General features: G+C 71.8%; 22 protein-coding genes. 8 read left to right on the forward strand and 14 right to left on the reverse strand.

The window, feature by feature from the left end:
- Window positions 1-132: 132 nt before the first annotated feature.
- Together hemG and hemQ are read left to right on the forward strand one after the other, a co-directional pair.
- Window positions 133-1584 (forward strand): protoporphyrinogen oxidase, encoded by a 1452-nt coding sequence (gene hemG / locus OG381_RS34870; protein WP_327719970.1) that lies wholly within the window; start codon window positions 133-135, stop codon window positions 1582-1584.
- A gap of 5 nt (window positions 1585-1589) precedes the next feature.
- The gene (gene hemQ, locus OG381_RS34875) at window positions 1590-2321 is read left to right on the forward strand and encodes a hydrogen peroxide-dependent heme synthase (protein ID WP_327719971.1); all 732 of its coding nucleotides are present in this window, start codon (window positions 1590-1592) and stop codon (window positions 2319-2321) included.
- Here the strand turns inward: hemQ and OG381_RS34880 are convergent, their stop codons facing one another.
- From OG381_RS34880 to OG381_RS34910, 7 genes are all read right to left on the reverse strand, one after another.
- Entirely contained in the window at window positions 2322-3944 is a 1623-nt protein-coding gene (locus OG381_RS34880) for an alpha/beta hydrolase (RefSeq protein WP_327719972.1), read from the reverse strand.
- A gap of 98 nt (window positions 3945-4042) precedes the next feature.
- Entirely contained in the window at window positions 4043-4831 is a 789-nt protein-coding gene (locus OG381_RS34885) for a TIGR04222 domain-containing membrane protein (protein ID WP_327719973.1), read from the reverse strand.
- A gap of 85 nt (window positions 4832-4916) precedes the next feature.
- On the reverse strand, window positions 4917-5684 hold the full coding sequence (locus tag OG381_RS34890) for a DUF4142 domain-containing protein (RefSeq protein ID WP_327719974.1): 768 nt from the start codon (window positions 5682-5684) through the stop codon (window positions 4917-4919).
- A 250-nt stretch (window positions 5685-5934) separates the two neighbouring features.
- Window positions 5935-7308: a DUF692 domain-containing protein gene (locus OG381_RS34895; RefSeq protein WP_327719975.1), complete on the reverse strand. Its 1374-nt coding sequence runs from the start codon at window positions 7306-7308 to the stop codon at window positions 5935-5937.
- A gap of 199 nt (window positions 7309-7507) precedes the next feature.
- Entirely contained in the window at window positions 7508-8104 is a 597-nt protein-coding gene (locus tag OG381_RS34900; RefSeq protein WP_327719976.1) for a TIGR03086 family metal-binding protein, read from the reverse strand.
- Window positions 8105-8233: 129 nt separating this feature from the next.
- Window positions 8234-8872, reverse strand: coding sequence for a TetR/AcrR family transcriptional regulator (locus OG381_RS34905; protein WP_327719977.1), 639 nt, complete (start codon window positions 8870-8872; stop codon window positions 8234-8236).
- Entirely contained in the window at window positions 8869-9585 is a 717-nt protein-coding gene (locus OG381_RS34910; protein WP_327719978.1) for an aminoacyl-tRNA hydrolase, read from the reverse strand. The genes OG381_RS34905 and OG381_RS34910 overlap by 4 nt, the downstream gene beginning before the upstream one ends.
- A 107-nt stretch (window positions 9586-9692) precedes the next feature.
- Here OG381_RS34910 and OG381_RS34915 point away from each other — a divergent pair, with 107 nt between their 5' ends.
- Window positions 9693-10553 (forward strand): ABC transporter ATP-binding protein, encoded by an 861-nt coding sequence (locus OG381_RS34915; RefSeq protein ID WP_327719979.1) that lies wholly within the window; start codon window positions 9693-9695, stop codon window positions 10551-10553.
- Window positions 10550-11221 carry an ABC transporter gene (locus tag OG381_RS34920; RefSeq protein ID WP_327719980.1) on the forward strand — a complete coding sequence of 224 codons (672 nt, stop codon included), beginning with the start codon at window positions 10550-10552 and terminating at the stop codon, window positions 11219-11221. The genes OG381_RS34915 and OG381_RS34920 overlap by 4 nt, the downstream gene beginning before the upstream one ends.
- Here OG381_RS34920 and OG381_RS34925 read toward each other — a convergent pair.
- The 7 genes from OG381_RS34925 to zapE form a co-directional block, all read right to left on the reverse strand.
- The gene (locus tag OG381_RS34925) at window positions 11213-11392 is read right to left on the reverse strand and encodes a hypothetical protein (protein ID WP_327719981.1); all 180 of its coding nucleotides are present in this window, start codon (window positions 11390-11392) and stop codon (window positions 11213-11215) included. The two genes, OG381_RS34920 and OG381_RS34925, sit on opposite strands and share 9 nt — an antisense overlap.
- Window positions 11393-11410: 18 nt before the next feature.
- Window positions 11411-12253, reverse strand: a complete 843-nt coding sequence (locus tag OG381_RS34930; RefSeq protein WP_327719982.1) for a polysaccharide deacetylase family protein — start codon at window positions 12251-12253, stop codon at window positions 11411-11413.
- Window positions 12254-12342: 89 nt separating this feature from the next.
- On the reverse strand, window positions 12343-13710 hold the full coding sequence (locus OG381_RS34935) for a PhoX family protein (protein WP_327719983.1): 1368 nt from the start codon (window positions 13708-13710) through the stop codon (window positions 12343-12345).
- Window positions 13711-13800: 90 nt separating this feature from the next.
- Entirely contained in the window at window positions 13801-14577 is a 777-nt protein-coding gene (locus tag OG381_RS34940) for a slipin family protein (RefSeq protein WP_327719984.1), read from the reverse strand.
- 106 nt (window positions 14578-14683) lie between these two features.
- The gene (locus OG381_RS34945; RefSeq protein WP_327719985.1) at window positions 14684-16141 is read right to left on the reverse strand and encodes a SulP family inorganic anion transporter; all 1458 of its coding nucleotides are present in this window, start codon (window positions 16139-16141) and stop codon (window positions 14684-14686) included.
- Window positions 16142-16146: 5 nt separating this feature from the next.
- A complete protein-coding gene (locus tag OG381_RS34950; RefSeq protein ID WP_327719986.1) occupies window positions 16147-16725 on the reverse strand; it encodes a carbonic anhydrase in 579 nt (192 codons plus the stop codon).
- A gap of 394 nt (window positions 16726-17119) precedes the next feature.
- Window positions 17120-18226 (reverse strand): cell division protein ZapE, encoded by a 1107-nt coding sequence (gene zapE, locus OG381_RS34955; RefSeq protein ID WP_327719987.1) that lies wholly within the window; start codon window positions 18224-18226, stop codon window positions 17120-17122.
- A 244-nt stretch (window positions 18227-18470) separates the two neighbouring features.
- Between zapE and OG381_RS34960 the strand changes: the two genes are divergently transcribed.
- The 4 genes from OG381_RS34960 (at window position 18471) to msrB (ending at window position 21797) form a co-directional block, all read left to right on the forward strand.
- Window positions 18471-19241 (forward strand): pyrimidine reductase family protein, encoded by a 771-nt coding sequence (locus tag OG381_RS34960; RefSeq protein ID WP_327719988.1) that lies wholly within the window; start codon window positions 18471-18473, stop codon window positions 19239-19241.
- Window positions 19242-19373: 132 nt separating this feature from the next.
- Window positions 19374-19847 (forward strand): indole-3-glycerol phosphate synthase, encoded by a 474-nt coding sequence (locus OG381_RS34965; protein WP_327719989.1) that lies wholly within the window; start codon window positions 19374-19376, stop codon window positions 19845-19847.
- 134 nt (window positions 19848-19981) lie between these two features.
- Complete coding sequence (murC, locus tag OG381_RS34970; protein ID WP_327719990.1) at window positions 19982-21370, forward strand: UDP-N-acetylmuramate--L-alanine ligase; 1389 nt, start codon at window positions 19982-19984, stop codon at window positions 21368-21370.
- Between the two features lie 19 nt (window positions 21371-21389).
- On the forward strand, window positions 21390-21797 hold the full coding sequence (msrB, locus tag OG381_RS34975) for a peptide-methionine (R)-S-oxide reductase MsrB (protein ID WP_307024659.1): 408 nt from the start codon (window positions 21390-21392) through the stop codon (window positions 21795-21797).
- The last annotated feature ends 11 nt before the right edge of the window (window positions 21798-21808 follow it).

Raw genomic sequence — 21808 nt, forward strand, 5'->3', positions numbered from 1 at the left:
AACTGACGCTCCTTCGACGCCGGGACGCACCGGAACGTTGGAGCGCTACGGTCCCGATGCGGTCACGGTCAGGACTCGGACGGGGCATACGGCCCCGGCGGGGCTCGCGGGGGCGTCTGAGAGGGTGGAGCCATGAGCGGATCAGGTACGCCGGAGCACGTCGTCGTCATCGGAGCCGGGATCGCGGGCCTCGCCGCCGCGCACCGGCTGCTGCAGCGCGGGGCACGGGTCACCGTCCTGGAGGCGACCGGCCGCGTCGGCGGCAAGCTGCTGCCCGGCGAGATCGCCGGCGCGCGCGTGGACCTCGGGGCCGAGTCGATGCTGGCGCGCAGACCGGAAGCGCTCGCGCTCGCCCGCGAGGTCGGCCTCGACAGCCGCCTGCGGCCACCCGCCACCGCGACCGCCTCGATCTGGACCCGCGGCGCCCTGCGCCCCATGCCCAGGGGCCATGTGATGGGCGTCCCCGGCACCGCGGCCGCCCTCTCCGGCGTCCTGTCCGACGAGGGCCTCGCCCGCATCGAGCGCGACGCCGACCTGCCGCCCACGGAGATCGGCGACGACGTGGCGGTGGGCGCGTACGTGGCGGAGCGCCTCGGCCGCGAGGTCGTCGACCGGCTCATCGAGCCGATGCTCGGCGGCGTGTACGCGGGGGACGCCTACCGCATCTCGATGCGCTCGGCGATCCCGCAGCTCTTCCAGGCCGCCAAGAGCCACACCTCGCTGACGGAAGCGGTCCGCGAGATCCAGGCGAAGGCCACCGCCAACCAGCAGACCGGGCCCGTGTTCATGGGCATCGAGGGCGGCGTGGGCAGTCTGCCGCTCGCCGTCGCCGAGTCCGTACGCGCGCGTGGGGGCGAGATCCTCACCGGCACGCCCGTGACCGGGCTGCGCCGCGAAGCAGCCGAGGGCTGGCGGGTCGTCGCCGGCGACCGGGTCCTGCACGCCGACTCCGTGGTCGTCGCCGTCCCCGCTCCGGCCGCAGCGAGCCTCCTGCGCGCCGAAGCCCCCGAGGCCGCCGCCGAACTGGCCACCGTGGAGTACGCCTCCATGGCCCTGATCACCCTCGCCTACCGCCGCGCCGACACCGCCCTCCCCGCGGGCAGCGGCTTCCTCGTGCCGCCGGTCGACGGCCGCACCATCAAGGCGTCCACGTTCGCCTCCCAGAAGTGGGACTGGATCGCCGACGAGAACCCCGACGTCGTCGTCCTGCGCACCTCCGTCGGCCGCTACGGCGAGACGGCGGTCCTGGAGCGCGAGGACGCCGAGCTCGTGGACGTCTCCCGGCACGACCTCAGGACCGCCACCGACCTCGACGCCACGCCTCTCGAAACCCGCGTCACCCGCTGGACCGACGGCCTGCCCCAGTACCCCGTCGGCCACCACGCGCGCGTGGCCCGCATCCGCGAACACGTGGCCAAGCTCCCGGGCCTCGCCGTCTGCGGAGCGCAGTACGACGGCGTCGGCATCCCGGCGTGCGTCGCGAGCGCGTACGCGGCCGTGGACCAGGTGTACGGCGACGACCGCGGTGTGCAGGAGCTCACCGCCAACCCGGTGCAGAGTCTGCACGGAGGAGCAGGAGAATAAGGACCATGAGCAACGACGCCCCCACCCCCGAGGCCGGCCGGATCCCGAACAAGGGCAAGCTGGCCAAGGACCTCAACGAGGTCATCCGCTACACGCTCTGGTCCGTCTTCAAGCTGAAGGACGTGCTCCCCGAGGACCGCGCGGGCTACGCCGACGAGGTCCAGGAGCTGTTCGACCAGCTCGCCGCCAAGGACGTCACCGTCCGCGGCACCTACGACGTGTCCGGGCTGCGCGCCGACGCCGACCTCATGATCTGGTGGCACGCGGAGACCAGCGACCAGCTCCAGGAGGCGTACAACCTCTTCCGCCGCACCAGGCTGGGCCGCGCCCTGGAGCCGGTCTGGTCGAACATGGCGCTGCACCGCCCCGCCGAGTTCAACCGCTCGCACATCCCGGCGTTCCTCGCCGACGAGACGCCGCGCAACTACGTCAGCGTCTACCCCTTCGTGCGGTCCTACGACTGGTACCTGCTGCCCGACGAGGACCGCCGCCGCATGCTCGCCGACCACGGCAAGATGGCCCGCGGCTACCCGGACGTCCGCGCCAACACGGTCGCCTCGTTCTCGCTCGGCGACTACGAGTGGATGCTGGCCTTCGAGGCCGACGAGCTCTACCGCATCGTCGACCTCATGCGCCACCTGCGCGCTTCCGAGGCCCGCATGCACGTCCGTGAGGAGGTCCCGTTCTACACGGGCCGCCGCAAGGACATCGCGGAGCTGGTCGCGGGCCTCGCCTGATCAGGCCGCGGGCCGGGTGGCCGGCTTCTTCCGGGACTGCTCGCGCGGCTTGGGCTCCGGGTGCGGTGCGCAGGCCGCGCGCCGCACCGGGAGGCTGCCCTCCAGCAGGTACGCGTCCACGTGCCCGTTCACACACGCGTTAGGGCCGCCGGCGATGCCGTGCGTGCCCGCGTCCCGCTCGGTCACCAGCACTGAGCCCCACAGCCGCCGGTGCATCTCCAGGGCGCCGTCGTACGGCGTCGCCGCGTCCCGCTCGGCCGCCAGGATCAGCGTCGGCGGCAGCTCACCGGGACCGGTCCGCACATCCACCGGCTCCTGGCGCGGCGCCGACCAGTACGCGCAGGGCAGGTTCATCCAGACGTTGTCCCACGTCTCGAACGGCGCCACCCGCGCCAGCCGTGTGTTGTCCCGGTCCCACACCTTCCACTCCGTCGGCCAGGACGCGTCGTTGCACTCGACGGCCGTGTAGACCGCGTTGCCGTTCTCCGCCTCCTTCGCCGCCTCCGGATGCGGCCCCGCCTGAAGGATCAGCTGCTTCGGGTCGCCCTTCAGATACGACGAGAGCGCCTCCGCCCGGTGCGGCCAGTAGTCGTCGTAGTACCCGGCCGACAGGAACGCCCCCTGCAACTGCCCGGGCCCGACCTTGCCGCCCGCCGGCTCCGCCGCCAGCTGCGCCGCCGCCTTGTCGTAGCTGCGCTGCACCCGGTCCGCCGTGTCGCCGAGCCCGTACACCTTGTCGTGCTTGGCGATCCAGTCCCGGAAGTCCGCCCAGCGGCCCTCGAACGCGGCCGACTGGTCGAGGTTGTTGCGGTACCAGACCTGCGTCGGATCCGGGTTCACCGCCGAGTCGAACACCATCCGCCGTACGTGCGAGGGGAACAGCGTCGCGTACAGCGCCCCGAAGTAGGTGCCGTACGACGCCCCCATGAACGTCAGCTTCTCCTCGCCCAGCGCGGCCCGCAGGACGTCGAGGTCACGGGCGTTGTTGAGCGAGGTGTAGTGCCGCAGAATGCCGCCCGCCCGCTTGGCGCAGCCGCGCGCGTACGCCTTCGCCTGCGCGATGCGCTCCCGCTTGTACGACTCCGAGGGGTACGTCGGTGCCAGGGTGGGCGCCTTGAAGAAGTGCCGGGGGTCCTGGCAGGACAGGGGCGCCGAACGGCCCACCCCACGCGGGGCGTAGCCGACGAGGTCGTACGCGGCCGCGAGCCGCTTCCACTCGGGCACCACGCCGATCAGCGGGAAGTACATGCCGGAGGCGCCCGGACCGCCCGGGTTGAAGACCAGGGCGCCCTGCCGGGGCACCTTGCGCTTGCTGTTGTGCGGGTCCTTGTGGGTGGCCCGCACGCGGCTGACGGTGAGCTTGATCTGCTTCCCGTCGGGGCGTGCGTAGTCGAGCGGGACGGACACCGTGCCGCACTGGACGTTGCCCGGCAGGTCCTCCACCTCGGCGCACCTGCCGAAGGCGATGCCCTCGGCCTCGGCGCGCGCGGCGGCCGTCGCGGTGCCGCGCACCTCGGCCGCGACGGGAGCACCCGACGCGCCGGACGTGCTGCCGGCCGGGGCGGCCGCGAGAGTGGTCAGGAGCAAGGTCCCGGCGGCCGAGTAGAGGGCGGGGGCTCTCATGGCGTATCCCTTCAGTGCACGGCAGCAACAAAAGGGATGTTTCGTTCGGTTGTCGGCGAAGGCAAGCACCACCCGGCCGGTGTCGGCGCCAATGCCCCCTATGCGCCCCTGGAGTGCCCGGCGCGCCAGTGCTCGCGGTCGGCGAAGGCCGCGCGCAGGTCCGGTTCGCCGACCGCGCTGACGCCTCGTACGGCGACCGTGGTGAGGTACGTACGGTCGTCGCCGCCGGCGGCACGCCGGGGCAGGGCGCCGAGGAGCCGCTGGCCCGCCGGGGAGGCCCAGCGCGAGTACGGGTGCACCTCGACACGGGCGATGGCCAGGCAGCTCAGGGTCAGTGCGAGGGGGAGCGCGAACCAGAGGGCGATCAGATGGCGCGGTACGTCCGACGGGGCGGGCGTCAGCAGCGCGGTCGCGCCCAGCGCGAGGACGACGACCGCGGCGATCCGCACCTGGCGGACCGCGGCCGCGACCGTCGTGCGCGCCCCGTCGGGCACGGCGAGGCCGGCGCGGACGAGACGGTCGGCGAGACCGCGTACCGGGGCCGCGGTGGCGGCGGCGTCCCGGACCGGGGCGATACGGGACTGCCCCTGCGGCCCGATCGCCCCTATGACGGAGCGTTCGATCTCGTCCCGGCCGCGCGGATCGACGACCGTCGCCCAGCCCGTGTGCGCGAGCAGCAGCCGGCGCTGGCGGGCCATGGAGACGAGGGTGAGGTCGGCGACCCGGCGTGGGCCGCCGGACAGGAACGCCGCCTCGTACAGCGTGAGGTCGTGTCCGTGACCCGCGTCCGCGTCGTCGGCCGCGGCGTGCACGGCGGCCAGGCACAACCGGGTGCACGCGGTTCCGGCGGCGGCCCAGGCCAGCAGCAGGAGAAGGACCCAGAACATGACGCTGTTCTATGCGAGATGGTCTGGACTGCGCCATGCCTTGTTCACAATCCGGACAAGTGTTTGCCGGTATGTGACGTTCCGATTAGGGCTCGCGCGGAGGTGGGCTGGTGGCGGGCGGGGGCAGCGAGTAGCTCGGGGTCACCGGGGCGGCCGGGGTCGGGGCCGCGGTGAAGGCGGGTGGGGCCGGGGAGTTGGTGAGTGGGGGTGTGCTGCCGGCGGCCATGTCCTGGGCCAGGGCGTCGAAGTCGACGTAGCCCGTGGCCTCCAGGATCTTGATGTGGTCCAGGACGGTGGTGTTGGCGTCGTCGGCGAGGTTGCGGACCAGGGAGTTGCGGGTGCTCGCGCGGACCTGGGCGACGACGGAGAAGACCTTCCCGTGCGCCAGACGCAGGATGTTGGCGAAATCACGGTCGTACTCGACGCCTTGGGCCGCGTTCAGGGTGGCGAGCCACCCCTTCTGCTGGTCGTTCGGCTCGTCGGGAAGCGCCAGGCCCAGCTGCGAGGCGACATCACGGACCCGCTGGTCCAGGAAGGTGTGCCCCTCGACGAGGTGCTGTCCGGCCGTCCGTACGGCCTGGGTCGTGCCCTTCTGCTGCGCCTGCTGGCCGGCGGGCAGCTCCCACAGCCCGGCCAGCCGGACCTTCGTGACGAACTCCCGGTCGAGAGCGGACAGCGGTCCGTACTGCGTCGACACGCTCTCGGCGTTGAGTACGTCGGCTGCGGTTCCCGACCGGTCGGCGTACGACCAGATCGGGAAGATCAGCGCCACCAGGGTCGCTGTCAGACCGGTGATGATGAGCCCCGTGCCGCTGAGAATTCCTCGGCCTTTGACGGGGGGTCGCGGTCGCATGGTGCCTCCTGTCACGGCACCGCACGTTGGTGGGATTTCGAGTGCGGGATTGGCATGTTACTGCGCGGTCCGCACCAACTGCCGTACAGGAGCGAATGGTTGCATCCCGGACACCGGGGGCGAATGGTGAAGGGAGAGATGGGGGTATATGGCAGCAAAGAGGGGCTAACCGAGTGTGTGGGAGATGTGTCGAAGCGCGGGTGTTAGTCCCGGCACACTCGGCCGCGGTGTCGGCGCCGACGGCGGCCGGTCACCGTCGCAGCAGCACCCGCCGCGTCGCCCGTGCCAGCCGTACGGTGGGCCGGTGGGACCGCGGCCGCGTGCCCGACCGCTCCAGCCACCACTCCCGCAGCCCGGCCCGGGCGTGCGGGTCCTCCGGCAGGCCGGAGTCGAGGAGGTACCCGGCGAAGTCCAGCGCGTCCCGCCGGTAGCCGGCGCCCATCGGGTGCCCGTGGGCGTACCCGAGGAACGCCGCGCGGTACCCCGCCCCGAGAATCACCGGCAGCTCGGGCGCGACCTTCGCCACGACGTCCGCCCGCTTCCCGGCGAGCGCCCGCGCCTGCACCCCGACCCGCACCCGGTCGAACCCCTCGGGCACCGGCGTCCCGGCGACGAGCGCGGAGAGCAGAGCGGTCTGGGCGAGGGCGAGGCGCTGACGGGCGGGGGCGGTGGCGGAGACGGCGGCAGCCGTGTCGAGGGGGGTGTCGGCAGCGGTGTCGGGGCCTGTCTTCGTGGCCCGCCCCGCGGCGACTGTCACCGACTCCCCGCCGCTCTCCTCCGAGCTCCCCCCGGCCTGCTCGCGCCCCTTCTCCAGGGCGCCCCGGATCGCCGTCAGTTCCCCCTCCAGCTCGCTCGGCTCGGGGAAGTTCTCGTCCCGTTCCAGCAGGACCCCCGGCGGGGAGACGCGGGAGGCGAGGTCGGTGAGGATGTCGAGGACCGGGCGGGGGACGGGGTGGGCGTGGCTGTCGTGCCAGACGCCGTCGCGTTCGAAGCCGCCCGCCACGTGGACGTAGGCGATGGCCTCCAGGGGGAGGTCGGCGAGGGCCTCGGCGGGGTCCTCGCCGCGGTTGACGTGGTTGGTGTGGAGGTTCGCGACGTCGATCAGCAGCCGTACGCCTGTGCGGTCGGCCAGCTCGTACAGGAACTGCCCCTCCGTCATCTCCTCGCCCGGCCAGGAGATCAGCGCGGCGATGTTCTCGACGGCGAGCGGCACCGGCAGCGCTGCCTGAACGATACGGACGTTCTCGCACAGCACGTCGAGCGCGTCGCGGGTGCGGGGCACCGGCAGCAGGTGGCCCGCCTCCAGGCGCGGTGAGGCCGTCAGGGGTCCGCCCGCCCGGACGAACGCGATGTGCTCGGTGACCAGCGGTGAGCCAAGGGCCGTGGCACGCTCGGCGAGGGCCGTCAGCCGGTCCTCGTCGGGCCGGTCCGCGCCGCCGAGCCCGAGGGAGACGCCGTGCGGGACGACGGTCACCCCGCGCTCACGCAGCCGCAGCAGCGATTCGGGGAGGTGCCCGGGGCAGACGTTCTCCGCCACGGCCTCGACCCAGTCGATCCCCGGCATGCGCTCCACGGCGTCCGCGATCTCCGGCCGCCATCCGATTCCCGTACCCAGTCGCTCCATCGTCCCCGTCCCCTCCTCCGGCCGACTCTCCGCTCCACCTGGATCCGCTGTGTCGTCCCCTTCGACGGCTCGTTGTTTCCGGCGTGACGGGGGTATGGCCCCGGTGTCCGGCCCCGAATCCCCTCACCCGGTCGTTCAGAGGAACATTTGAGGTTCCGGCCACCCGTGCCAGGAGGTACGCAACGCGGCGGCGGCCCGTTCAAACGGGCGGCCCGCTCACCCACTCCGGTGACCGCCCCAGCAACCGGAGCGTCTCCTCCAGCGGCCCGGCGCCCGGCGGCACGTCCAGCGTCGCGGCGAACGCGAACCCCGGACCCCGCCCCTCCGGATCGGCCGGGACGAACCGGGCCACGGCCAGGGCCGCCGTCAGGACCTCGTCGGGCAGCTCGAGACCGACACCCAGCGTGGCGGCCACATCCCAGGCGTGCACCACGTAGTCGATGAAGTGGAAGCCGATCGCGAGCCGCCCGGGGAACGTCCCGCCCAGCTCGGGAAGAGTGAACTCCCGCTCCACGGCGCCCGGTTCGGCGAACGCCCCGAGGAGATCCGTCGCGGCAGCCCGGTGCACCTTGGCCGGCTCGCGCATGTCCGCCGGCTCCGTCCAGTACGCCGGATCGCCGCCCGCACCCCGCGCGGCGGCCGCGAACCCGCGGTGCTGCGCGGCCATGTGTGCCACCAGCCGCCGCAGCGTCCACCCGGCGCAGGGACTGTCCCGCTCCCAGTCCCCGTCCTGCGCGAGCTCCACCACCCGCAGGGCCTCGTGCACGGCGATCCGGTCGAGTTCCACGACGTCCATCGATGCTCCTCGGTGGTCAGGTCCGGGGCGTAGGCCCGCAGGGGGCCAACAGTAAAAGTAACCGAACGATCGTGCTACTTGTTTTCGATGGGTCGATGCCGAGTGGCGTGTAACCAACGCCCCCTGCCCTCAGCCCGCTTGGGGTACCCAAGCGACGTCCACCGCCACCGCCCGCAGCCGCGCCGCGATTCCCACCCGCGCCCGTCGGTAGGCGACGTTCTCCCCGTGCAGCACGGACAGCGCGTTCGCCGACTCCATGAGGGCGATCAGCTCGAAGGCGAGCTGCCCGGCATCGGTGTCGGCACGCAGCTCGCCCGCCGCCCGAGCCTCCTCGACGCGGCCCTCCACATGAGCGCCCCAGTCCCGCTGGGCCCGGACCAGGGCATCGTGCACGGCCCCCTCCCGGGCGTCGAACTCGGCCATCACGCCGTAGAAGAAGCAGCCGCCGGGAAAGACCCGCCCCTCCGAGTACTCCAGCCACGCCTCGCACAGCCGCCACACCCGCCCGATCCCCGCCGGGGCCTTCGCAGCGGGCTCCACGACCTCCGCGACGAACACCCGCGAGGCCTCCCGCACCGTGGCCAGCTGCAGCTCCTGCTTGGAGCCGAACAGGGCGAACACCCCGCTCTTGCTCAACTGCAGATCGGTCGCGAGCCGTCCCACCGACAGCGCCTCGAGACCCTCCACGGAGGCGATGTCGACGGTGCGGCGCAGCACCGACTGCCGGGTGCGGTTGCCCCGTTCGACCCTGCCGTCGAGCCGCGTCACCGCAGCGCCGGATGGTCGGCGACGACCGTGCACGAGCCCGGGGCGATCTCGGTGAACCCGGCGTCCCGCACCAACGGCAGGCCGCTGTCGACGAGTTCACGCCACCGGTCCCGTCCGGGGGTCCGCACGGCGACCGGGAACCCGGCGTCCCGCCAACCGGCCCGCTCCTCCTCCGACAGCTCCCACCAGGCGAGTTGAGCCCCGTGCCCGGCCTGAGCCATCGCCTTCCCGGCCGACATGTCGACGTCCGGGCTCATCCACAGCACGGGGACACCGGGATCGGCGTCCACCGGCGGCTCGGGGTCGTCGAGGTCGGTGCCGGACACCTGGAGCTTGGCCAACTCCTTGGGCCACCCGTCCAACGGCACCGGCGGAAACACCCGCACCTCCGCGGACTTCCCGGTCACCGTGATCCCGGGCAGCGCCTCGGCCTTCCGCCACTCACCCCCACGGGCCCGCCGCACGACCTTCCGGATACGCGCGTCCTGCCAGTCCCGCATGACTTGGGCCCACTGGCCGTCCCCGAGGGAGCGTTCATCGCTGAGCATGACGAGAACGGCACGTGCGGCGGTCTCGAGGGCGTCGGTACGGGCAGGGGGAGAGGCGCGCTCGATCCGTACCACCAGCGGCAGCACGTACTGCGGCGCCTGATCACGGGCAGTGGCCGAGTGCTGGAAAGGACTATCGCTGGGCGGCGTCGAATCAAGGCTCACACCAGCCAACCTTAAGGGGCGCGGGGCTGTGTCGATTTGCGGCTGCCGCCGCGTGGGCGCGACCAGCCACAAACAACCCTTGGCCGCCACACGACATCATGACCACCATGGAACGCGATCTACAGCTGGACAACGTGGGCCGCCGCTACGGCCTTCGCGGCCCCTGGGTCTTACGAGGCATCCACCTCACCCTCGCCCCCGGCACCCTCACCCGCATAGAAGGCCCGAACGGTACCGGCAAATCCACGCTCCTCCGCGTACTCGCCCGCCTCGACGCCCCCTCGGAGGGCCGCATCACAGGCCGCCCCCGCACCGCCTACGTCCCCGAACGCTTCCCGTCGGCCCTCCCCTTCACCGCCCTCGGCTACCTGACGCACCTGGCCACGATCCACGGCCTCACCCGAGCCTCGGCGGAGCGAGCCGCGGCCGACACCCTGGAGCGTTTCGGCGCCACCCCCTACGCCCGCACTCCCATGGCCCAGCTCTCCAAGGGCAGCAGCCAGAAGGTCGCCGTCGCCCAGGCCCTCCTCGCCGAACCGGAGTTGCTCGTCCTGGACGAGGCATGGACCGGCCTCGACGCGGACGCCCGGGCGGAACTGGAGCGCGCGGTCGCCGAGCGCACCGCGGCGGGCGGGGCGGTGGTGTTCGTCGACCACGACCCGGGCCGGCTGGCGGGGGTGCCCGACGCGACGTACGCCGTGCACGGGGGCGGCCTCCACCGTCGTACGGCACAAGACACCGCACCCACCGGCCCGCAGGTGACCGTCGTGGCCCAGGGCCCGGCCGGCGGCCGGCTGCCCGCGGACGCGCTCCGGACCGTCGCCACCGCCCAGGAGACGGAACCGGGCACCTACCGGCTCGCCGTCCCCGCGTCCCACTCGGACGTGCTGCTCCGCACCCTGCTGGCGGCCCGACCGCCGTGGCACGTGGTGAGCGTGAGCCACGAGACACAGGAAGGCGGCCGATGACCGCTCTGCTCCGCTACCAGGCCGCCCTGCTCGTACGCTCCCAGCGCTGGCTGCCGCCGTTCATCCTGTACGTCGCGTTCCTGGGCATCGGCGTGCAGAGCGGCCAGCCGATCCTCGACTCGCTCGGGTACGCGGCCGCCGCGCTGCTGCCCGTCGCGGCCTGGCTGGTGCGGATCTGCGTGTCCAACGAGCCGCCCGCGGCCCGCGCCTGTGTGTCCGCGGCGGTCGGACCCGCGCGGGCGCACCTCGCCTCCCTGCTGGTGGCACTCGCCGCCGCGGCGGCGCTCGGGGCGGTGGCGACTCTCGTCGTGACGCTGATCAGCGATCCGGTGAGCGCCGACCACCAGATGCCGGTGCCACGATGGGCTGCCGGTGCGGCCGGGCTGATCGCCGCCCTCGCCTGCGCCCTGCTCGGCACGGCCGTCGGCGCGCTCACCACCTGGCCGCTGCTGCGCTCGCCGGGGCGGGCGGTCCCCACGATGCTGCTCGCGGCCCTGCTGACGATGGTGACGACCGGTTCCCCGGCCCAGGCGGCGGTCCAGGGCCTGGTCACCGGCTCCCGTGAGGGCACGGTCCCACTGCCGCTGCTGCCCCTGGCCGCGGCCGCCCTGCTCACCGCGGGCGCGACCGCCGTGGCCTGCGTGCTGACGTCCCGCCGCTCACCCTGAACAGGCGGTCCGCTGGGCTTCCTGCCACTCGCACACCGGGCACATCGTGATCCCCTTGTACGACTCCGGGTGCTCCGTCGGCTTCCGGCACAGCACGCACTCCGCGTACGGCGGACCGTCGGCGACGGGTGGCTTCGGCGCCGCGCTGATCGTGCAGTAGTCCTCGCTCATACCCCCAGCGTAGGACGGTCAGTGCCGACCGCCGCCCGCCCCGATCAACTCGGACACCTTCACGAACCGGTACCCCTTGGCCCGCAGCTCCGGCACGATCGTCCGGACGGCCCGCTCGGTCGTCGGGGCGGCGCTGCGGGTGCAGTGCATGACGACCACGGAACCGGGCCGGACCCCGTCCAGCACCTGCCGGGCCACGGCGTCCGCGTCCGTCGCGAAGGCGTCCCCGCTGACCACGTCCCACTGCACGACGGTGACACCGGCCGGGGTGAGCGCCTTGAGGGCCTCGCGGTCGTAGCAGCCGCCGGGGAAGCGGAAGTAGGGCCGCGCGTCCGGGACGCCCGCCTTCCGGAAGGCGGTGTACGCGTGCTCGACGTCGGCCCGCATGCGGTCCCGCGGGACCGTCGGCAGCCCGTAGCAGTCGCCGGTGAAGGCGTAGTGGCTGTACGAGTGGTTCGCCACCTCGAAGAGCGGGTCCCGTCCGATCGACCGCGCCTGCGTCGGGTACTCCTCGGCCCACCGCCCCGTCATGAACACGGTGGCCGGCACCTTCAGCGCCCGCAGGGCCGCGATGAGCCGCGGATTGTCGAAGTGCTCGCCGGCCGCGGCCCGGGGCCCCTGGTCCGCGGTCATGTCGGCGTCGAAGGTGAGCGCGACCGTCCTGCCGTGCGTGCGGGGGCCGTTCTTGAAAACGGTCGTGAGCCCGGCGGGGCCCGGGGCGAGGGTCGGGGGCCGGGAGGGCGCGGCGGGGGCGGAGGGGGCCGGACGGGTGGCGCGGGGTGCCTCGGGGGCGGCGGTGCAGGCGGTGAGGGCGGCGCCGAGTGCGCAGACGGCAGCTACTTGTCGTACTCGAATGATCACCGTATGAACATAACGGGATGAATCGGGCACATCCCGGATTGCTGACGCTCACGCGCCGGGAGGCGGGGCCCGCCTCCCGGCACGGGGTCCTACCTGCGCCAGGGCCCCGTCACCGCGAACGTCGTCCCGGGCGTGTAGCAGTTGACGTACATCGTGTCGCCGTCGGGGGAGAAGGTGACCCCCGCGAACTCGCCCCACTCCGGTGCCTCGGGCGTCCCGATGTTCTGGGCGTTGCGGGCCATCGCGTACACCTCGCCCCGGCGCGTGACGCCGTACACGTGCTGTGCGCCGTTGCCGTCCTCGCAGACCATCAGGCCGCCGCTGGGGGCGAGGCAGATGTTGTCGGGGGACTCGCCGGGCAGCTGGACGTCGGTGTCCGGGCCGAAGACGATCACCAGGGTCAGACGGCGCGACGACGGGTCGTAGCGCCAGATCTGGCCGAAGTGGTCCGCGGCCGAGCCCTCCGCGCTGTGGGCGAAGGACGACACGAAGTACACGCACCGGCCGCCCCAGTAGCAGCCCTCCAGCTTCTGCGCGTGCGTGATGCCCTTCGGGCCGAAGTCCTGGAGGCGGATGGGGGTCTGGGTGGCCAGCGGGTCCGGTACGTCGACCCACTCGACGCCCTCGAAGCACGCGCCCGTCTCCTGGATCGAGGACAGGTCCGGTACGCCGGGCACGCGCATCGCCTGGAGCTTTCCGCCCGCGCGCAGCGAACCCAGACCGCCCAGCGGCTTGTTCGGCAGGAAGCGGTAGAAGAGGCCGAACGGCTTGAGGAAGGCGTCCTCGGTCTCGTAGACGATGCCGCGCTGGGGGTCGACGGCGATCGCCTCGTGCTGGAAGCGGCCCATCGCGGTCAGCGGGACCGCTCCGGAGCGGCGCGGGTCGGCGCCGTCGACCTCGAAGATGAAGCCGTGGTCCTTGGTGTAGCCGTTGGTGCCGGCCTTGTCCTCGGTCTCCTCGCAGGTCAGCCAGGTGCCCCAAGGGGTGGGCCCGCCCGCGCAGTTGACGGCGGTGCCGGCGATGGCGACCCGCTCGGACAGGACCTTGTTGCGGCCGTCGAGCGTGAGGGCCGTACAGCCGCCCTTGCCCATCGGGTCGTAGGTGAGGCCGTCGATCGTCGGGACGGGGATTCTGCCGGTGACGCGGTTCTCGTGGTTGCGGACCAGATGGACGCGGCCGTGTCTGCCGGCGAAGGCGGACATGCCGTCGTGGTTGGAGGGGACCTGGCCCTCACCGGAGCGGAGCTGGTCGCCCTCACGGGAGAGGACCCGGTAGCGGAAACCTTCCGGCAGATCGAGCAGGCCGTTCGGGTCGGGGACGAGCGGGCCGTAGCCGGTGTGGCCGAGGTTCTGAGCGGCGGCGGTGCCCGTGAAGAGTTCGGAGAGGGCGCCGGTGAAGGCGATTCCCGCCCCCAAGGCGCCGGAGCGGACGAGCACCTGACGTCGTGTTGCGGACATGGAGCAGCAACCTTCCTGCTGGCGGACAGGATGTGACGCCGCTGTGTCTATCACCTGGCGCGGGCTGCGGGAACCACGCGCGTAGAGGTGTCACCTGTCGGTGGGGTGCTCCTGGGCCCTCTCCAGGAAGCGCAGCAGCTCCACCGGGAAGGGGAGGACCAGGGTGGAGTTCTTCTCGGCGGCCACCGCCACCACCGTCTGGAGCAACCGCAGCTGGAGCGCGGCCGGCTGCTCGGACATCTCCTTCGCGGCCTCGGCGAGTTTCTTCGACGCCTGGAGTTCGGCGTCCGCGTTGATGATCCGGGCGCGGCGCTCGCGGTCGGCCTCCGCCTGCCGGGCCATGGAGCGCTTCATCGCGTCCGGCAGCGACACGTCCTTGATCTCCACGCGGTCGACCTGCACACCCCAGCCGACGGCCGGGCTGTCGATCATCAGTTCCAGGCCCTCGTTGAGCTTCTCGCGGTTGGAGAGCAGGTCGTCCAGTTCGCTCTTGCCGATGATCGAGCGCAGGGACGTCTGCGCCATCTGGGAGACCGCGAACTTGTAGTCCTCGACCTTCACGAGCGCGCTCGCCGCGTCGACCACCCGGAAGTAGACGACCGCGTCCACCCGCACCGTCACGTTGTCCCGGGTGATGCCCTCCTGGGCCGGGACCGGCAGCGTGACGATCTGCATGTTGACCTTGTGCATCCGGTCCACGAACGGGACCACCATCGTGAACCCGGGCGCCCGCACGCCGTCCGCCAGCCGCCCGAGCCGGAAGACCACCCCGCGCTCGTACTGCTTGACGACCCGCGCCCCGGCGGCGACATAGACCACGCCGGCGGAACCGGCTGCCACGGCCACGGTCAGGAGCTCCTGGAGCATGGCGACCCCCTCACTGAGAGGCCTGTTTGTCCGCTCCTGCAACGATATGCCCGGTGCCTGGTCCGAGGCTACGGACCAGGCACCGGGGTGGATCGCGTGCCGCGTCCTACTGCGCGGTGACCCGCACCGGCTCCGTGCCGACCGCGCTGTGCCGCTCGGCCCAGTTCTCCAGGGCCGTACGGCAGGCGTGATCCAGGTGGTGCAGACCGGACAGGTCCAGCTCCACCGGGCGGTCCTGCGGCAGGGACTCCAGGCTGTCGAGGATCTTCGGCAGCCGCAGGAAGGTCGCGTTGCCCGACAGATACGCCTGGACGGGGCCGGCGCCCTTGTCCACGACCTCCAGCTTCAGGTGCGAGGCCTCCCAGGCGGTCTTGGCGACGGCCAGCGCGAGGCCGATGAGGACGCCCTCGAACATGCTGACCGCGACGATCGACACGGCCGTGACCACCAGGATCAGCGCCTCACCGCGGTGCTCGCGCCACAGCGACACGATCTCCCGTACGGGGATCAGCTTGGCTCCGGAGTAGACCAGGATGCCCGCGAGCGCCGGGATCGGGATGTAGGCGAGGGCACCCGGCAACAGCGCCGCGAACAGCAGCAGCCAGACGCCGTGCATCACCCGGGACGCCTTGGTCTTCGCGCCCGCCTGGACGTTCGCCGCACTGCGCACGATCACCGCGGTCATCGGCAGCGCGCCGAGGACACCGCAGAGCGCGTTGCCCGCGCCCTGCGCGACCAGTTCCTTGTCGTACGCGGTGCGCGGCCCGTCGTGCATCCGGTCCACGGCCGCCGCGCTGAACAGCGACTCGGCGGACGCGATCAAGGTGAACGCGACGATCGTGGCGAGCACACCGATGTTCGCGAGCTCACCGAAGGCGGTGAAGGACGGCGGCTGGATGGAGCCCAGCAGCCCCTGCACCTCGACCGTCGCCACCGGCATGGAGAACGCCAGAGCGGCGAGCGTGGCCAGACCGACCGCGGCGAGCGGGCCGGGCACGGTGCGCACCTTCCCCGGCATGCGCTTCCACAGCACGAGCACGGCGATGGTGCCGACACCGAGTCCGAGCGAGGCCAGCGCCCCGGTGTTCCCGACGGCGTCCACGAGCGCGCCGGGCAGCCCGGCTATCTTCCCGAGGCCCGAGGCGGGTGCCTTGGCGTCGGCCATCGCGTACAGCTGTCCGGCGATCAGTACGAGGCCGATGCCGGCGAGCATGCCCTCGACGACGGAGACCGAGATGGCCCGGAACCAGCGGCCCAGCTTCAGGGTGCCCATGAGGATCTGGAGCACGCCCGTGGCCAGCACGATCACGCCGAGCACGGGCAGCCCGAACTCCTGGACCGCCTCGAAGACCAGCACGGTCAGGCCCGCCGCCGGTCCGGAGACCTGGAGGCTGCTGCCGCGCATGAGACCGGTGACGATGCCGCCCACGATGCCGGTGACAAGTCCGAGCTCCGCCGGCACGCCGGAGGCGACGGCGACGCCCACGCACAGCGGGAGCGCGACCAGGAAGACGACCAGGGAGGCGGCGAAGTCCCGCCGCAGGTGGGGGTATTTGGTCATCATCGCGATCACAGCGCTTCGAAGGTGTCGGTGTCCGCGCGGTGTTCCCGCACGGCGCCGGTGTGGACCTCGTAGTACCAGGCACGGAGCGTGAGTTGACGATCCGTCAACTTCTTCTCGATGAACGGGTAGGAGCGCAGCCGCAGCAGCTGCGTCAGGACGTGGCTCTGCACGCCCTCGGCGACGCACGGGTCCTCGGACGCTCCCGAGGGGCGCGGCGCGGCGTGCGCGAGCCAGTCGCGCACGGCGGGTACGGCGGTCAGGTCGTCGCCGCGCACCAGGGCGCCGACGGCGCCGCAGTGCGAGTGGCCGCAGACCACGATGTCGCTGACGCCGAGCACTTCCACGGCGTACTCGATGGTGGCCGCCTCACTGGTGGGGAGCTCGGAGGTGTACGGCGGGACGATGTTGCCGGCGGTGCGCAGCTCGAAGAGCTCGCCGGGGCCGGCGCCCGTGATCAGGGCCGGGACGACCCTGGAGTCGGAGCAGGTGATGAACAGGACCTGAGGGGACTGGCCTTCTGCGAGTCTGGCGAACTCCTCAGGGCGCTGTCCGAACAGACGGGCGTTGTCGATGAGGGGCTGCATGTGGTGACTCCTCCTGGCGCGCCTGCAGCGGCGCGTCGGACGTACATGACAGGTGGGGGGTACTGCCGTTATCTGTGAGGCAGAGCTCTGGTCGAAGCCTCACTGGCTGTGTGCGCGGTCGCGAACGGTGCCGTGATAGCGAAGAGGGTGAGCGGGAGTGGACTCACGGCAGGGGTGGAGATCCCGGTTCGTATCGGTTTGTCCCGCAACATGCGTCCCCCTCCCGGTAATTCACGGCTCACGTGCTTGCCAAGACATGGTCAATGCCTGGTCAAGAAACACGTTAACCCTGCAAAGTTGTTTGCAGGGTTAACTTAACGTTTCGAGCTGAAGAGAGCCTGAAAAGCGTAGGTCCGTGGCGGGAACCTGCCCTTGACCTGCGAGAGTTCGCCGGTTAGGCGGGCGTGACGAGCGCTTTGCCGTCGCGGGCCAGCGCGGTGAGCCGGGAGATGGCCCGGAAGTACTTCTTGCGGTACCCGCCGTTGAGCATCTCCTCGCTGAACAGCTGATCGAACGGCTGTCCGGATGCGAGGACCGGAACCTCACGGTCGTACAGCCGGTCCGCGAGGACGACGAGCCGTAGCGCGGTGGACTGGTCCGGAATCGGCTGTACGTCGGTGAGACACACCGCCTTCAGGCCATCGGTCAGCGCGCCGTACCGGCTGGGGTGGACGCGGGCGAGGTGCTCGAGGAGTTGCGGGAAACTGTCGAGCGAGGAGCCCTCGGTGGCGTACGCCGCCTTGGTGACCTGTTCCTCGGAGTACGGGGCCGGTGCCGCGGGCAGACCGCGGTGGCGGTAGTCCTCGCCGTCGATGCGCAGTGGCCGGAAGTGGGCGCTGAGCCCCTGGATCTCGCGCAGGAAGTCGGCCGCGGCGAAGCGGCCCTCGCCGAGCTTGCCGGGGAGGGTGTTGGAGGTGGCGGCGAGGGCGACACCCGCGTCGACGAGCTTGCCGAGCAGCGTGGAGACGAGGACGGTGTCGCCCGGGTCGTCGAGCTCGAACTCGTCGATGCACAGGAGACGGTGGCCGGAGAGCGTCTGGACCGTCTTCTGGAAGCCCAGGGCGCCCACGAGGTTGGTCAGCTCGACGAAGGTGCCGAACGCCTTGAGCGAGGGCTCCGCCGGGGTGGCGTGCCAGAGGGAGGCGAGCAGATGGGTCTTGCCGACGCCGTAGCCGCCGTCGAGGTAGACGCCGCGGGGGCCGGCCGGCACCTTGGGCGCCTTGGCCTTCCCGAACCCGAAGAGCCCGCGTTTCCCGCCGCCGACGGCATGCGCCCCGCCGAGTCCGCCGGCGAAGCCTTCCAGCACCCGGACGGCCTCGAACTGGCTGGGCTGGTTCGGGTCGGGGATGTACGTGCCGAACCGCACCGAGTCGAACCGCGGCGGCGGCACCATCTCGGCGACGAGCCGGTCCGCGGGGACATGCGGCTCACGGGAGCACAGGGACATCGGGGCCGCGTCTGCTATCGGGCTGATCCCGGAGGCGGCGGTGGAGGACGACACGGTTCCCCATGCTAAGCGCCGTGCCACACTGCACGACATGCGACGCCTGTTCCCTGTGACCGACCAGACAGCGACGAGGGCCTCCGGCGGTGGGCCCGGGGACGTGGGGGCGGGGGGTGCGGTCGAGAGCTCCGGGAGTGATGGAGCCGGTGGGACTGCCGGGACCGACGGTGCTGTGACGGAAGGCTCCGGTGGGGTACCCGGGACAGACGGGTCCGGTGCTGTCGGAGAGGGGGGCGAAGCGGTGCGTGCTCTGGGTGGGACCGGTGCCGGTCTCGTCGACCGGGAATGGAGTCTCGACGAACTGGCCGAGGCCTACGCCTATCCCGAGGCCGTGACCGGCGGGGCGCCGGTGGCCTGGTTGCGGGCGAACATGGTGTCGACGCTCGACGGTGCCGCTCAGCACGACGGGAAGTCGCAGCCCATCTCCACCGCGGCCGACATGCGGATCTTCGGGACGCTCAGGGCGCTGGCGGACGTGGTCGTCGTCGGCGCGGAAACGGTACGCCAGGAAGGTTACCGGCCCGCACGCGCGCGTGCCGAGTTCGCCGAGCGCCGGGAGGCGGCCGGACAGGGACCCGCGCCGGCGATCGCGGTCGTCAGCGCCAGTCTGGAGCTGGACTTCTCCCTTCCGCTGTTCACCTCCCCCCTCGTCCCCACCCTGATCCTGACCGGCGCGGCGGCCGCACCCGACCGGGTCGCGACCGCGGAGAAGGCGGGCGCCCGGGTCGTGATCGCCGGTGACGGCGTCGGCGTGGAGCCCGCCCGTGCCGTACGGGCTCTCGCGGACCTCGGGTTCACCCGGCTGCTGACCGAGGGCGGCCCGCGGCTGCTCGGTCAGTTCGTGGCCGCCGAAGTACTCGACGAGCTCTGTCTGACCGTCTCCCCGATGCTCACCGCCGGTGACGCCCAGCGCATCGCCGGAGGGCCGTCGGTCGCGGTTCCGCATCGGTTCGCACTGGTGTCCCTCCTGGAGGAGGAGGGGTTTCTCTTCGGCCGCTACCAGCGCACTTGATATTCGTTCAGCGGTACCGCCGGTCCCGAAATCGGCGGAATCTACCGTTCCGTTTAGCTTCCGACAGGCACACTGAATCTCGCAGCCCCGTGAGATCACGGGGCAGGATGGTTTCCGCAGAAGGGGCGCTCGGTGTTCACAAGCGTACTGATGATCGAAAAGGCCCTGACCTCCGCCGACGTGGAGTTCGTCACCACCTTGCACGGCGACGAGCAGGTCTCCTTCCACGTACTGCTCCAGCCGCGCGGCGACCAGGCGGACCGCCTGCTGCGGGCCATCGACGACGTCGCGCTCGGCGAACTGGACGACGCGGCGAAGGAACACGAGGTACCCGAGGGCGATGCCGCGAGGCCCTTCGGGGAGCGGGCGCTGGAGGTGTCCCTGCAGGCGCTGCGGGGCTCCGGGAACGCGGCGGAGGGGCGGTTGATCGAGGATCATCCGCTGGACGCGCTGAAGGGGCTGGTGGAGGAGGTCGGGGCGGACGAGGTGATCGTGCTGACCGATCCGCACTACGTGGAGGAGTTCTTCCACCGGGACTGGGCCTCTCGGGCTCGGCACAAGGTGGGGGTGCCGGTGTTGAAGCTGTTCTCGCACAGCAAGGCGTAGTCGTTCTTCGGGTAGCGGGCGAGTGGGGGCTGGTCGCGCAGTTCCCCGCGCCCCTCAGGTGGGACCTGTCGCCGTAGGCAATAGGCTGGGGCGCCTGTACGTCCGCCGTATCTGTATGCACAGGGAGACATCACGTGGCACCCGGCACCCTTCCCACCGCCATGGACCGACCGCACTTCATCGGCATCGGCGGCGCCGGGATGTCGGGGATCGCGAAGATCCTCGCGCAGCGCGGGGCGAAGGTGGCGGGCAGCGATGCCAAGGAGTCGGCGACCGCCGAGGCGCTGCGGGAGCTGGGTGTCACCGTGCACATCGGGCACGCGGCGGAGCATCTCGCGGACGACGCGAGCTGTGTGGTCGTGTCGTCCGCGATCCGCCGGGACAACCCGGAGCTGGCCCGCGCGGCCGAGCTGGGCATCCCGGTGGTGCACCGCTCCGACGCGCTGGCCGCCCTGATGGAGGGCCTGCGCCCGATCGCGGTGGCGGGCACCCACGGCAAGACCACGACCACCTCGATGCTGGCGGTCTCCCTGTCGGAGCTCGGCCTGCGGCCCTCGTACGCGATCGGCGGCGACCTGGACGCCCCCGGCTCCAACGCGCTGCACGGCGACGGCGAGATCTTCGTCGCCGAGGCGGACGAATCGGACCGCAGCTTCCACAAGTACGCCCCCGAGGTCGCGATCGTCCTCAACGTCGAGCTCGACCACCACGCGAACTACGCCTCCATGGACGAGATCTACGAGTCCTTCGAGACGTTCACCGGCAAGATCGTCCCCGGCGGCACGCTGGTGATCTCCTCCGACCACGAGGGCGCGCGCGAGCTGACGCGACGGGTGGCTCCCTCGGTGCGGACGGTGACGTACGGAGAGGCGGAGGACGCCGACGTACGGGTGCTGTCGGTGGTGGCCCAGGGTCTGAAGAGCGAGGTCACGGTCGAACTGGACGGCACGCCGCTCACCTTCACCGTCTCCGTCCCCGGCCGCCACTACGCCCACAACGCGGTCGCCGCCCTCGCGGCGGGCGTCGCGCTCGGCATCCCCGCGACGGACCTCGCCCCCGCCCTGGCCGCGTACACGGGTGTCAAGCGGCGCCTCCAGCTCAAGGGCGAGGTGGCCGGTGTCCAGGTCATCGACTCCTACGCCCACCACCCGACCGAGATGACGGCCGACCTGGAGGCGATGCGCGGGGCCGCCGGCGACGCCCGCATCCTGGTGGTCTTCCAGCCCCACCTCTTCTCCCGCACCCAGGAGCTGGGCAAGGAGATGGGCCAGTCGCTGTCCCTGGCGGACGCCTCGCTGGTCCTGGACATCTACCCGGCCCGCGAGGACCCGATCCCCGGCGTCACCAGCGACCTGATCATCGACGCGGCGCGCGCCGCGGGCGCGGACGTGACCCCGGTCCACGACAAGGCGGACGTCCCCGCGCTGGTCGCGGGAATGGCGAAGCCCGGCGATCTCGTTCTCACCATGGGAGCGGGCGACGTCACGGACCTCGGCCCGCGCATCCTGGACCGTCTCGCGTAGTGGATAGGGGCTGAGCAACATGTCGTACGACGTCGAAAAGCCGGACGAGCAGTGGCGCGCGGAGCTGAACCCGGCCGAGTACGCCGTGCTGCGCCAGGCCGCCACGGAGCCCGCGTTCACCGGTGAGTACACCGACACCAAGACGACGGGCGTCTACTCCTGCCGCGCCTGCGGCGCCGAACTCTTCACCTCCACCACGAAGTTCGAGTCCCACTGCGGCTGGCCCTCCTTCTACGACCCGAAGGACACCGACGCCGTGGAGCTGGTGTCCGACCGGTCGCACGGGATGGTGCGGACCGAGGTGCGGTGTGCTCGGTGCGGGTCGCATCTTGGGCATGTGTTCGAGGGCGAGGGGTATGCCACCCCGACGGATCAGCGGTACTGCATCAACAGCATCTCGTTGCGGTTGACGCCGGACGAGGGCTGAGACGGGGGTCG

The sequence above is a fragment of the Streptomyces sp. NBC_00490 genome, assembly GCF_036013645.1.
GTDB classification, from domain to species: domain Bacteria; phylum Actinomycetota; class Actinomycetes; order Streptomycetales; family Streptomycetaceae; genus Streptomyces; species Streptomyces canus_F.